General features: G+C 56.5%; 9 protein-coding genes and 1 pseudogene. All 10 read right to left on the minus strand.

What is annotated here, in order from left to right:
- Positions 1-10: 10 nt before the first annotated feature.
- The 10 genes and pseudogenes from brxC to AACW87_RS14980 all read right to left on the minus strand — a co-directional run bounded on the left by brxC (position 11) and on the right by AACW87_RS14980 (position 13,640).
- Positions 11-3,484, minus strand: coding sequence for a BREX system P-loop protein BrxC (gene brxC / locus AACW87_RS14935; RefSeq protein WP_241325388.1), 3,474 nt, complete (start codon positions 3,482-3,484; stop codon positions 11-13).
- Between the two features lie 17 nt (positions 3,485-3,501).
- Positions 3,502-4,050, minus strand: coding sequence for a BREX protein BrxB domain-containing protein (locus tag AACW87_RS14940; RefSeq protein WP_241325389.1), 549 nt, complete (start codon positions 4,048-4,050; stop codon positions 3,502-3,504).
- Between the two features lie 13 nt (positions 4,051-4,063).
- Positions 4,064-4,828, minus strand: a complete 765-nt coding sequence (locus AACW87_RS14945) for a hypothetical protein (RefSeq protein WP_241325390.1) — start codon at positions 4,826-4,828, stop codon at positions 4,064-4,066.
- Positions 4,829-5,214: 386 nt separating this feature from the next.
- Positions 5,215-6,330 (minus strand): annotated as a pseudogene (locus tag AACW87_RS14950) (IS3 family transposase).
- A gap of 148 nt (positions 6,331-6,478) precedes the next feature.
- A complete protein-coding gene (locus tag AACW87_RS14955) occupies positions 6,479-7,846 on the minus strand; it encodes a tetratricopeptide repeat protein (RefSeq protein WP_241325392.1) in 1,368 nt (455 codons plus the stop codon).
- A 134-nt stretch (positions 7,847-7,980) separates the two neighbouring features.
- Positions 7,981-8,157 carry a hypothetical protein gene (locus AACW87_RS14960; protein WP_241325393.1) on the minus strand — a complete coding sequence of 59 codons (177 nt, stop codon included), beginning with the start codon at positions 8,155-8,157 and terminating at the stop codon, positions 7,981-7,983.
- Between the two features lie 26 nt (positions 8,158-8,183).
- Positions 8,184-8,879: a DUF2931 family protein gene (locus tag AACW87_RS14965; RefSeq protein ID WP_241325395.1), complete on the minus strand. Its 696-nt coding sequence runs from the start codon at positions 8,877-8,879 to the stop codon at positions 8,184-8,186.
- Positions 8,879-10,822: a T6SS phospholipase effector Tle1-like catalytic domain-containing protein gene (locus AACW87_RS14970; RefSeq protein ID WP_241325397.1), complete on the minus strand. Its 1,944-nt coding sequence runs from the start codon at positions 10,820-10,822 to the stop codon at positions 8,879-8,881. The genes AACW87_RS14965 and AACW87_RS14970 overlap by 1 nt, the downstream gene beginning before the upstream one ends.
- Positions 10,822-11,616 carry a DUF4123 domain-containing protein gene (locus AACW87_RS14975; protein ID WP_241325398.1) on the minus strand — a complete coding sequence of 265 codons (795 nt, stop codon included), beginning with the start codon at positions 11,614-11,616 and terminating at the stop codon, positions 10,822-10,824. The genes AACW87_RS14970 and AACW87_RS14975 overlap by 1 nt, the downstream gene beginning before the upstream one ends.
- Positions 11,613-13,640 (minus strand): type VI secretion system Vgr family protein, encoded by a 2,028-nt coding sequence (locus tag AACW87_RS14980; protein WP_241325399.1) that lies wholly within the window; start codon positions 13,638-13,640, stop codon positions 11,613-11,615. The genes AACW87_RS14975 and AACW87_RS14980 overlap by 4 nt, the downstream gene beginning before the upstream one ends.
- Between the last annotated feature and the right edge of the window lie 8 nt (positions 13,641-13,648).

Consider the following 13,648-nt stretch of genomic DNA (forward strand, 5'->3'; position numbering starts at 1 on the left):
GCGTTGCTCACTAGCTGACGCGCACCGGGTTACCTTGGGCCAGTTCGCTGCGCACCTGCTCCTCCACCTGGGCCAGCCAGGCTTTCAGATCTTGTTCTGATTCAATCAGCGGCTTGGGCAGCGAGATATTACGCACCTTGGGTTTGAGCAGGGTGACTGCATCATTGAGAACTTTGGCAAAGTAAGAGGGCAAGGCGGCAATGCGATCGTTCCAACTCTGCCAGGAGCAGTTATCCAGGCTCTGTTGCACCTCTTGCAAGCTGCCCAGTTTCAGCTTGGGTAATTGGGCGATGCCGTGCTTGGCGAGTAGTTGGCTCTGCTGATCGCTGGTGAGCTTTGCCCAACTGGGGTCACTGTCGAGTTCGCGGTAGCAAGCCTGGTACTCCTGCTCATAGCGGTCACAGTGCGCCATGATGGCATTACGCAACGCGTCTATGGCTTTGTTGAGTAGCGGCTGCACCGGTGAGGGGCTTTGCAGCAGGGTACGACCGGCACGCAGCGCCTCACACTCTTGATTCAGCTCGCCAGAGACCGCCAGTTCACGGCAGTAGGGCAGCAGACCTTGCAGGTTGTCCCACTGCTCTTTGCGCTCGGCCACCAGCTCAAGCTGCGCTTTCCAGCTCTCGAATTCGGCTTGCAGTGCCTCTTTGCCTTCGAAAGCTGCGAGCAGTTGATCATTGCCCGAGAGCACCAATAGCTCATCGAGTTGCTGGGTTGAGGGGGGTAGTGGCAAGGGAGCCTCTCCCCCCAGACGGCGAGCCAGCGCCTTGGCCTGTTGTAATGCATCGGCAAGCTTGCTGCTCTCCTCTCCGGCATTACAACTCACCCCCAAGCTGTTGATCAAACTGCGCACCTTGATCAGTTGCACCTTGCCGATGGTGGCCGTTTCGGGGCGAAACTGGGTCGGGCCGACCTGGGCGCGCTCCAGGCTGCGCGCATCGGTGGCATTGAGTTTGGCATCGCTGGCTTTGAGTACGCCAGCTGCCAACATGGCAAAGAGTGCGCCATCAATGGCGTCACGGGACCAGCCGTAAGGGGCTTTACCAAAGTGTTCGCGCACTTCACTGCCGGTTTTCATCACTCCGATAAACTTTCTGATCTCACGACAAACCGGGTGGTTTTGCGCCTCACCCTGGTGGCCAATCACTTCTAGCGCATCGGCATCCCCCTGGCTGGCACGGGTGTAGACCTTGGCCCACTCCTTGTGATCGGCCATATCGAAGTTGCGATAGAGGCGCACGCAGGCCGTTTCTGCCCCAGCTTGCAGTTGCGCCACCAACGTATCGCCCCCCACTTCACTGCCACCGGAGAGGCGCAGCCACATCAATCCCTCCATTTCAGCAGTCAGGCGTTTGACCTCGGCTTCGGCATTACGCTGACTCGACATCATGGCGGCACGCGCCTCTTTGCCCGCTTCGGTCATCACCGCATTTTGTTTGACGTCCAGTGTCATGGTCGCCGCTTGTTTATCAACGATGGCAGCGTTTAGGGCACTCTTGCGATCAGAGGGGATGTAAAGGTAAAGGGTGCCATTATCTGCGCTATCGGCACGCGCCAGCTCTTGGAGCTGCCGCTCTGGTAATGCCGGTGCCCAGACATAGAGCTTCTCTTGTGCATCTTTAGGCAACTCATCATCGAACGCGACATTCAGGGTACGCCCCTCTGCCACTTGGCCTTGGGTAAGGCGCACTTGGCTTACCAACTTGCGCACTATGGTGTGCACCAGTTGATTACGCAGGCCATCGAGTCGCGCTGGATCGGCACGAAGCTCCGCTTGCTGCTGGCGATACATGTCATACCAAGCCTGGCTCTCGGCCGTTTGCAGGCGATACTCAACGCCACTTGCAGACTGCACCGCCATGATCAGCGAAGCCTTTTCCAACGCCTGCAGCGCCGCATTGACCCGTGGCCGCAGGTCATGTTTCTCGTTCTCCAAATCTTCGATCAGTAAGTCAGCCAGGGTTTCTGCACTGGCGTGAATGCCGTAGTCAATTTCGCTCGGCAATTTGCTGATCATCAAGATGAGGGAGAGGATCCGCCCCTGCAGGATCTCTTCGGGCGAGCCATCTTTGAGCTTGCCAATCTCGGCATAGATCTCTTGCCCCACCACCCCGCTATTGACCAGATCGTTGACGATTTGGTCGTAAATAAAATCGGCCGGGATCAGACAGCCAAGCGGCTTTTCTGCCCCATAACGGGTTGCCTCATGGGTGATTCGCAGTTGGTTACGCAGCTGTGAGCCGGTGCCGGTTTTATCCAGCGCTGGCAGCAACTTTTCCCAGAAACGGCGACGCACCGGCAACAACGGATAGTCGGCTACCATCCACTGTTCGTCATCCCGTTGATGTTCAAACTTAGAGCCCCGCAGATGGCGGCTGATCTCGCCCAGGTTTTTCTGGATCAGATCCTCGACTGCCCCCTTGGCACTCTCTTTTTTCTGCAGGATCACTTTGCGGATCACTGCATCCACATCGGTATCTGCCAATTGCACTGTGACCACGAAGCGGCCCATCAGGCGTTGCAAGTTGGGAGTGTCACTTAGCGCACTTTGCCCGGTGGCGACAAATAGCAGGCGTGATTTAAAGCGGCTCGCCTTGCAGCAGGTTTCAATCACCTCTTGCACATCAAAGGCGCGGTCTTCATCTCCCCCCACATACTGCTGCACCTCATCAAGCACGATCAGTGTGAGCGGCAGCTGACCATTGCGCTCCAGGGCATCTATGACCGCATCGACCATCTCGTCATTGGTGATGTCTTTGACCTCTGGGAACTGTGCACGCAGTACCTTGGACATGTCTGGGGCGTTGGTGGCCAAATCAGTGAAATGGGGCAACAGTGCCTGAGCCATCACAGGAGAGACGTAGAGATTACGCAGCTCTCTTTGCCAAGGGTCTTGATCTGCTGCTGCTTTGCCATGCAGCCTGACGTAATGTTGCACAGCATCGAGTACCCCTTGAGATTTCAACCACATCACAAAACGGGCCAGGTGGTATTGCTCTGGCAACCCTACCGACTTGAAGATGATAGAGAGAAACGCCAGGCGCACATTGCCACGCTTGCCCGCGCCCAAGGTACCCGAAGCGGCATGTAAGCCCTGATACTGGTGGGAAAACTGAGTAAGCTTGGCAAACTGCTCGCGAATGCCTGCCGGCAGATCGGCCAGGCTCAAGGGGTCGGCACCATCAGAGAAGCGTTGATTGGTCCAGAAGGTGCGTAGCATCTTGGCCAAGTGAGATTTACCCGATCCGTAGAAACCGCTGATCCAGACCCCTGACTGCTCAACCTTGGCGTCTAGCTTGCTCAGATAGGCCGCCAGAATTTTCTGCATGCCCGCCTCATAGGCGCCATCACAGACAAAGGTTTTAAGCTCATAACGCAGGGTTGCGAAGGACTCGGCACTCTGATCATCGTTGACCACAGCCACACCGTTGTTGGCCAACTCAGATTGCAGCGGATCGTTACTGTAAATCTCTCTATTTAGCATCCCGTAATTCCTTGTTGTTATTCGTTATGGTGACAGATGGCGGTGGCGTGATATCCCCACCCATCCTTGGCATCTAACAGACTGAAGTTGTTGTCGTGGTACTCGCCGGGGAAGAAGACCACCAGCTTACCTTTTACCGCTGGAGAGAGCGCCTTCACCAACCCAGAAACAGAGGCAAAACCAAACAGCGTGCCAGTACCCAGCAGGGCCACTACATCGTTGCTTCCCAGGGTTTTATCGACTTCCTCTTTCAGGCGCTCGGCCAGCTCCTCGGCAAAAAATTCATAACTGCCCACTAGCAGCTCAGGCTCGTCAAAATAGGCGTCTGCATAGTCGTGTTCCCCCATCCACTTGGGGAATGCATCTGTGATATCCAGTAACTGCCAGCGGTGACCATGTTGCTCAACGGCCAGTTGAAATTCAGTGACCCGAGCCCGCAGCTTTAGCTCATCCTCTTTGTGGTACACCACAAAGACAGCCCGCTCTTCGGCAGATAGCACCGAGCGCCAAGGCACCGATATATAAGTGGTAAAACGCTTAATCAGTTTTGAGAGGCGATCACCCATGCTCTCGTTCTCCTCAAGATGCTGGCGCTATTGACCAGAGGGGGAAGCGGATTTCGACAATGCCACTGGCCTGCTTGTAGCTAATTACGCCATGCAGCGATGCCATATAGGCCAACTCATATCCCTCTGCCGGACCCAGACTTAGCAATTGAAACCAGGGAGTCTGAAACAACCCTTGCCCGGCACGTCCTTCGCAGTGACCGAGAAAGAGTGCAAATGCCGCGTTGACATAGGTCACTACCGGACTGGTTCTGACCTTTTTGTATTTGCCTTGTAGGAACCCGGCGTGCGTCCAACTGCCGTTGATATTCTGGGCAAACGAGCGTAAGGAGGCCGGGCTGAAACGATTAGGATCCGGGGCGGCTAAAACGTGTTCCACCTGTTCACGTTCCAGCACGTCTCCCAACGGGGTCGCACTAATCAACGCCTGGGTCTGCCTTAACAACGGGTCCCTGGCCAGCGCAAGTTGCAGGGTCAACAGAGGTTGAGCCTCTTCACTTCGCCCCCATAGCTGACGAAACACGTGAAACAACGGGATTTCAGGAGAGATACCATAAAGATCGACCAGGTGGCGGAACGTCAACTTGCGGGCATTGTCGCTGCTTTTATGCAGCACATTGTAAAGCTCGATATCTTGCTGATAGTCATGCCGGGTTGCCTGCTCAGGGCGACCATCCAGCAGCGTTTTTAGCTCGTGATACATCAAGCTTCTAGCCGAGTGGGCCCCATTTTTACCAAATTTAAAGCCCAGCTTAACCAGGTGTTCTTCGCTACTCATAAATGCTCTATTGACCCTAACGGCGCTCAGTTCATGCTATCAAAGGAGCGTCATTCTACCCCTCAGAGGGCGATAGCTCTATGAAGCTAGGTCACCAAAACCCAAGATTTATTTCGATTGCACAAGATAAGTACCCGTTTGGCCGCCGTTTGAAGAGGCATGACCCTCTCCAGCAATAAAGCCCCGCATGTATCCAGCCCCTGAAGGAGTGCTCTTTCTACGCAGCTTTATCACAACCGATGACTGAGCCAATAGTGAAGAGGCAATGCCAACGTAGCTGGGATGATTAGACCACTACACTTGAGGTGTCTAGGAAAGTAGGGGCGCTTCATACCACCGGACTGACTGGCTCAAAATTGACCCATGATGGGTGCACCGTGTAGTGGTCAACTAAATCCGGACACACAGTTAAGCCGATTCTCGGCCTCTGCTGGCGGTATCCCATCATTGTGTTGATGTGGACGCCGCCAGTTATAGTAATCCATCAGGTAGGAACTGATATCCCGCTTCGCTTCCCGCAGGCTCATGTACCCCGTGGTCGGAAGCCATTCCGTCTTAAGGCTCCTGAACAGCCGCTCCATCGGCGCGTTATCCCAGCAGTTGCCACGCCGACTCATGCTCTGGGTCATGCGATAGCGCCACAGCCGTTGCCGAAATACCCGACTGCCGTATTGGCTCCCCTGGTCGGAGTGAAACCGCACACCGGACGGACAACCTCGTTGCTGATACGCCATCTCGAGCACTTTCACGGCCAAGTCAGCATCAGGTCTGTCAGACATTGACCAGCCCACGACCCGCCGGGTATGGAGGTCGAGCACCACCGCCAAGTATTGCCAGCGACCGCCGGCCCACACGTAAGTGATATCGCCACACCACACCTGATTGGGCTGCGGGACAGCAAATTCACGCGCCAGCAAATTCGGGATGTGCGGTCGTTCAGCCCAGCTTCCTTCATCAGACGACGCACCTTGAACCGGCCAATCTGATGCCCCAACTCCCGCATCATCGACATCAAGGCCCGGCTGCCAGCTGAGCCTCTGCTCTCGTTGAACAGGCGCCGCAACTCACTTCTTTGTTGCACCCGCTCACGGTCAATTGTGCGCCTGCGAGCCAGATAGTCGTAAAAGCAGGATGTTGGAACATCGAAAGCGCAGCAGACCAGCGTGGTGGGGGCTTGCTCCCTTAATCGGTCTATCAGCGCGTACGTTCGAGCTCGTCCGCCATCAAGAGAGCCGTAGCTTTTTTAAAATGGCCTTTTCACGTTCAAGCCGGTTGATGCGGGCTTCCAGCTCCTGGATTTTCTGCTGCTCTGGGGTCAGAGCCTTGCTGATAGGGGTTGTGCCAGTTCGTTCGGATTGAAGTTGCTGAATCCATCGGCGAAGCACGGTTTCGCCGACATCCAGTGAACGGCTGGCTTCGGGGACGGAATAGCCTTGGTCGAGCACCAGGGATGCGGCTTCCAGCTTGAACTCGGCAGTGAATGAGCGACGTAATCTTGTCATTGAACACCTCTGGTCATGGTGGCGACTGTACCACCTAAAATGGTGTCCGGGATGATTAGACCACTACACCGGCTCAGTTTGTGTCTGGTGATTTGCCAAGTGAATAAGAAGGAAGCGGCCATCGGGCCGCTTCCTTCTATATTCTTTTTTAGCTTTTCCTCGCCGTTGATGACATCTTGCCAAACCAGTGCTCCGACAGTTTCTGCGCTTGTTTGACTTCCGGCTTGGTCATCGCGACTTCCAGCTCGTCACGAGCCTGCACGGCTTCAGGCATCCCTTCTGTCGCAGCCAGTGAGAGCCAGGCATAGGCATGTACCCGGTTGCGCGGAGCCCCCAAGCCTTCCTCTCGCAGTGTTCCCATCTGGTATTGCGCCATGCGGTCGCCTTGTTGGGCCGCCAGGCGATATTGCTTAAGAGCTAGCGCGTAATCCTCTTTACCCCCTTGCCCCAGACGCAGCATTTCACCGTAGGTGTACTGCGCGGCAATGTGTCCTTGTTGGGCTGCCCTGGCATAACTGGCTCTGGCCTGCTCAAGAGCCCCTTGCTTATGCTGTAGCTCCGCCAGCTCAAACCACGCTTGGGTTACGCCGCCGTCAGAGGCCAGCGTCAGCCAGTGGAGCTGCTGCTCTCGGTCAACCTGCTGCAAGCTCAGTTGGTACTCGGCTTCGTGGGAACCGTGTCCGGCTGCCAGTTCTAGCCAATAGCGACCCAAGGCTGGGTCTGTGGGAACCTGTTTCCCTGCCAGATAAGCCATACCTAGCCAGAGTTCAGCCTCAGCAGAACCGGCACTAGCTGCTCGTTGATAAGCTGCGAAAGCGTTGGCAGGTGCCGACTGTTTGGCTTGCCGCAACAAGGCGTCCGGTTGCTGCTGGACGGCAGCCTTGTCATTCCAGCGTTGGGCGAGATCTGGTCGTTTAGCAACCCCTTTACCTTGCGCGTATCGCTCACCCAGCAAGAACTGGGCATCACGGTTACCAAGCTCCGCAGCCTTCTCGAACCACTTGATGGTGTCCGCATCTGCACCCGGTTGTTGGCTGTACCACTTGGCCAGGATCAACTGCGCCTCGGTATGATCCCGTTTGGCCGCCAGCTCAAACCAATCGAGGCATTCACTGACCAGTTTGCCTCGATGCTGCTCCTGACACATCAGCCCCAGCCGATAGCTGGCATTGGTATTGCCAAGGCGTGCCGAACGCTGCCACCACTGGGTGGCCAGCGCCGGATTTTTGGGCTCACCGAGCCCTGCCTGGTACCAGTCTCCTACTTGCCACGTAGCGTAAGCACGGATCTGCTGATCGGCGGCCAAGGGCCCTGACTGCTCAGCAGCCTGTTGCATCCAGTGCATGGCGTTGGGGTAATCGGGCTGACTAGCCAGACGTTTGGCCAGCTCGTACTGGGCTCGTCCATCCCCCTGCTTTGCGGCTTGGGATAACTCGGCGTCAGTGAGTGACGTAGTGGAAGTACAGGCGGCAAGCATGCTGGCTGTCAGTGCTAGCCATAAGGCTCGGTGTGTCATGGAGAAAATTCTTCTTAAAGTGAAAAAGTTACAGAAGAGGCACTGCTGTCTTGCTGGCTAATCCATTATGCTACGCAGCCACCTGATGGGCACAAAGCTGATGCGGCGCCTTCCCTGGCCATTAGCCTTGCCTGTCAGGTGGCCTGTTGCAGGTGATCCTGATAGACCTTCTGCCACTTGGCATACTCAGCCTGATCGCCTCTGGCCTGCCAGAAAACACAAATGCTCTGTGCCAATTCTGCGGCCATGGCATGATCGTTATCACGACGGCAAATCAGATACTGGGCCAACCAGTTTTGGTGCTGCTTCATTGATCCCCCTTAAACCGCTATCCAAATCAATTGACCGGATTGGTATCCGTCTTGGGCTGTGCGGCGCGATAAGCGTCCATGATCGGGGCCCAGGCCATGCCGCTGGGAGTGGGGTATTGGCGATATGCGTCACCATATGCCTTATCAAAATCATCAAACCACTCTTTGTAGACTTGAGTGACCGGTTTCATTTTGTCATATTGAGTCTCAACTTCTTGCGCCAATCCCCTGGTCAGCAAGATGTCCGGTTTGACCTTGGGGTTTCTTAAAAACACCTCGACATAGCCGCCGCTGGCCAGACCCAGCGCTATGTTGTTGCGCTGTTCTTCTCGCCATTTATCACCGACCTGTACTCGATAGCTGCGGGCCATCTGGGCAGCCATATCCTTGGGCAAGTCCAGAGTGATGCCATAGCGTTTCTTGTCATGGAAAGAAATCCACTCGATCACCACCTTGTCTGGCACGGGTTGCTCAACGCCACTGCGCCCTTTACCAACATCCCAACGATAATCCTGTTCTTTTAATGATTGAGCACTGAGCGCGGTCACTGAGCCGCTGGCCGAGCCATGCACCGGCTTGCCCTCGCGATAGAAATTGGCCTTGGTGTGCCAGATTTCGTCAGCATTGGAGCCGACAGTGTAGCGCCAATCCATGCTTGTGGGGCCGTTGTCCTGGCAGGCAATCAGCCCCAGCGCCACTAGCGGCAATATCAACCAGCGCATTATTTCCCCCCCTCCAGGTTGTTGATTATACGGCGAGCTTCTCGACCTCCAATCTGGTTTGGATAGTTCACCAAGCCGCTGTCTGCGCTATGGTGCAGGTACTCAAAACGCAGATAACGGTAGATGTCAGTTGGCAGCGCCTGGGCCAGATCCTCGACCACCCCTTTGCGTTTGCCCGCCGCCAGCCACAGGGCGTCCAGCTTGGTTAAATCGACCCTGGGGTGCGGCACGGCGGCGCTCTCCAGCATGAGGGAGGGGTCATCAGCCACCCACTTTCTAAAGGGAACTCCTGCCTCGCGGGCGGCTTCCACCATAATGTGCAGCGGAATGCGGGAATACTCCCCCTCGACCACCCGGTTGAGCAACACTGTGACACTGACTTCCAACGGTTTTTTCCGGCCAAACTCGGGGCGGTTTAACGTGTGAACTCGCAAATTGAGTTTCCCTTTGATTGGGTCGCTAGCTGGAGAAGGTAACACAGTCACCCCATTTCCCCAGCCCTGGCTCAGTTTGGCTTGGGCATAGTCCATCGCTTGCTGATAAGCGGAGCTCTGCTCTGGGCGAGTCCCTGCGGGTTCCATACTTTGAAACAGCTTAATCACCTTTTGCTCCGTCAGCGCCGGATCGCTATTGGGGTTGAGCAAGCTCCAGCGGCTATAGTAACCACCACCAATGTCAGAGTGGGCACCCGGCAGGGTTAGCTCAGTAAAGTGTGGAGGTATCTTGTTGCTGGCTGCATCGTCTCTGATGAGGGTCAGGGCGAAGTTCACGCGCCACTCATCATTGGCTATCAGGTGCACCACCCGCTCTGCGCAGTCGGGGGATAGCGTCACCTGGCGCTTTTCCAATTGCGAGGTGACGACGGTATCGAATAGACCGACAAATTGAATGCGTACATCGTCGCGGCTAGCCCAATCAAAGCCCGCTTTGAGAGTGATGCTGGGTTCATTGGCTATTGCCTCGACCAATAAGTGGTCGGCGTGTTGGTCAAGCTGGTTGACAAACTGGCGGGCCGCCGACGCCCCCCGGCTAAAGCCAAACACATCGAATTCGATTTTGTGAATGCAACCGATACCGGGCAATACATCCCCCAACTGCGTTTTGATCTCTTGCACTATGCTGCTGCGACAAGCCAGTTCCACCTTTGCCAAGCTGGAGGTTGCTCCATTATCGAAGCCCAGCCCTTGGCTGGTATCCCCCTCACCGGCTGCGGTGCCGATGCCGCTGATATAAACCGGAACAATGAGTCCACCCCGACTCTTGTGCTCGTATAGTTCATACCCCTTGCCAATATTGGTGACGTCGTTCTTCTCGCTGTTGTCGTCCAGCGGCAGAGCCCCGGCCTGACACTGCTGGCGCAACTTCTCTCGCTCAACGGGGTCATCGCACTGACTGAGAAAAGCCTCGATCATCTCCTGCCCATCCAGGTGTTTGAAGGTGTTGTTGGCCGTGCCGTCAAAGAACACCCCGATACGCAGGATATTCAGCTGATAGCCCTTCACCTCAATCACATAGGAGTGTTTAGTGATAAAGCGCGGCGGTTGGGCTTGCCCGGCTTTATGTCCTTCCGGTAGCGGCTGTTCGGGGTCAGTGAGGCAAAGGTCGCCGGAAGTCACCTTGACGTGTTCGCGCTTCACATCGCAGTGTCCGAAGAGCTTGTCGGTATAAGGGGGGACCTGGCTGGTCTCACCCTTCTTGAGGGCTTCACGGGACTGGGCGGCTTTGAGCCAGGGCTGGGTTTCCAGCTTGACCGTCACCGGCCCCACCGCAAAGCCTTGCACCAGGGTCGGACCATCTTTCAGTGTCACGGTTTTGCTGGTACCCGTGGCATCGGTCAAGGTGGCCTTTTGCCCCTTGAACGAGCGGTTCTGTTCATCACGGACGTCTATCTCAATCCAGCAGTTGTTCTTCTCACAGGGGATGCAGTGGGCACTGATAGCCATTACACGGCTCCTATCAAATCAGGGTGTTTGTCCAGCCAGTTATTCACCTGAGCCATTTCGTCGTCGGTCAGCATCAATGGCGCTCTGATGGCATCCAGCGCCATGCTCGCCTGTAGCGTGAGAGCTCCAGCTACAACGCCATCAAGGACGTCGCCTGCCAGCCCTGCTTGATTGGCCTGCTTGAGGACTGTGGTAATGACGGCTTCCGGATTGGGATGACGCGCCATCATATCCGCCATCCGTTGCCAGAAGTGGCGAGAAAGGATGTAGGCGTGACGGCTTTCGTCATACAGCGGTGTCAGGTGGTGAGGCTGAATGCGAAACCAGGGGGCTTGGCGAGGGGTAAATTCGGTATCAGGCGTGCGTTGCCATGCACTGTCGTTGGCCCACAGGCTTGAGCAGGGCCCTAGGACATCATCAATCTCCTGCAGGCTCATGGTGGCCAGCATCTTGGGAAAGACCCGATTATCGGCATAGCGCAACCACATCACTTCACCTTCGAAGGCCACCTCAATCAGGCTTTGCCAGTGCTGGTGGATTGCATCGACAGAGGCATCGCTTGTGACATATACGCCCCCCAATTGAGGGTGAGCAGCGATAAACTCGGGGGTAGGGTTGGGCAGCAGCCAGGGGCCTTGTTCGGCTTGGTCCGCAAACGCCGTACCGGCAAACAAGGGAATGGCATTGGCACCGCCCTGGTTGCAGTAGTTCGCCACGGCGGTGGTATCGAGCGCGGCATCGACGATAGCAAATAGTTGGCCGGGGTGTTGGCTATGCCACTCTTGAAAAGTCATGCCTTACCTCCCTGGGCAAAGGGGCAAGGTTTCACCAGCGGGGCCATGGACTCCATGCTTTTTTGAATGGCGCTTGCCGGGATAGTGGCTGGTGGTGCGGGTGGCACCTTGACCGCCCCCGGCAAGCCGGGCATTTGCCCCGCCCACCCAGAACCTGAGCCAGGGCTACCCCCTGAGTTCATCTTGATGGTGGGACCGACCAAGGTGACGCCGCTGGGGTCTACCTTCACAAAGCTGCCGCCGACCTTAAGCGTCAGCTCGGAGCCTGCTTCCAGCACAATCTTGTTACCCGCCTTGATGTGGACCTCTTGGCCAGCCTCAACCAGCAGCGACTGGGCCAGCTTCTGGTGGAGCGAGGCATCGACCGTAAGGGAGTAGTCCGCCTTGATGTGGTCTCGCTTCTCCCCCTCTACCGTCAGGTAGTCGTTGGCCTTGATGCGGGTTATCCGCTCGTTGTCGATATCCCGATACTCATCGTGTTTGATATGCCAGGCGGCATCGTTCTCTATCAGCACGTTCAGGTCTTTCTGACCGTGGATGTAAATCTCTTCCTGGCCCGCTTGGTCTTCGAAACGCAGCTCGTTGAAGCCTTCCCCCTGATGGGTCTCGGTCCGCAGAACGGTGCGGGTCTTGTTGGCGGGTAGCTCGTAAGGTGGCCGGTTAGTGGCATGGAAGGTACGACCAGTGACGATAGGCTGGTCGGGGTCTCCTTCCAGGAAACTCACAATGACCTCGTGCCCGATACGAGGGATAGCCATCATGCCGTATTGACCGCCGGCCCAGCCCTGGGATACCCGCACCCAGCAGGAGCTCTGGTCGTTGCTCGAGCCATAGCGGTCCCACGGGAATTGCAGCTTGACCCGGCCATGTTCGTCGCAGTAAATCTCCTCGCCTTCCGGCCCCACCACGCTGGCGATTTGCGGGCCATCCACCATGGGTTTGCGCTCGAGCCCCGGGCGCCAGGTCTGCTGGGCCTTCACTACCGAGAATGCATTGGTGATGGTGGTGGGGTCATCGCCCCCTTCCTCTTCCAGTGCCTGCGGCTGGGTGCCGGTGTGGGTGATGCTGACGATTTGCCAAGCGATGTTGAGAGCGGCGTTGCGGTGCTCAGAGAGCGTGAAGGTTTGGCCGGGCAGCAGGGCCGCGCAATTGGATTGTCCCGAGCTCATCATGGCGTCATTGCGCAGGGCATCGAGGCGGTGTTGGGTGAATGCCTTGCCGCTCGGGTCCTGCTTGAAGCGGCCCGGATAGTCGAAGTGCTGGTAGGTATCGCGCTGATGCTCGAGCTCGGTCCCCATTTTCTTCTGGGAGAGGCCGTAAGCCGGGGTCTTGAAGCTGTAGTCCTTGAGCTCGACCTCTGCGGGACGGACCGATTCGCGGTAGTGGAACTGACGGACATAAGCACCTTGTTCCAGCGAGCGATTGCCGAGGTTGAAGAACAGCTCTGGACCTGCGCTTAACGCTGCTGCATCGTCAGCAAAGACGATGCGATGCTTGCCTGCTTCGAATTCGTGGAAGTAGAACAGCCCCTCTTCAGCTGCGAGGCGGTTAACGAAATCGAGGTCGGTCTCGCGGTACTGCACACAATACTCTCGCTGGGCGTGCTCATTTTTGAGCGCAAAGGCGTAATCGGTGATGCCATGCTCTTGCAGCAGGATGGAGAGGATTTCGTCTGGTTTCTGTGCCTGAAAGATGCGGGAGTTTTGGCGCAATCCCAATCGCCACAGCGCCGGTTTGACCTCCAGGCTGTAACGGGTACGACGAAAGCCACTGTCCCCTTGAGCAAACTCGCTCACTACGCCGCATACCCGGCGTTGCAGCTCACCGTTGTACCACACCAGCAGCTCGCAGGGCTGGTCCAGCACTGCACCGAAGTCGATGTCCGGTTGATGGCTGGCAACCTCCAGCTTGAGGCTAAACGGGCTGTTTAGGCCCTCATCGAGTTTGAAGCTCGCGACCACAAAGGAGTTGTCAGCCAGTACGCCAACCTTGACGGTGAATTGTAATCCTGTGCTCTGTGCCATGACCTTGT

Source organism: Aeromonas sp. MR7, assembly GCF_963899385.1.
Classification (GTDB): domain Bacteria; phylum Pseudomonadota; class Gammaproteobacteria; order Enterobacterales; family Aeromonadaceae; genus Aeromonas; species Aeromonas bestiarum.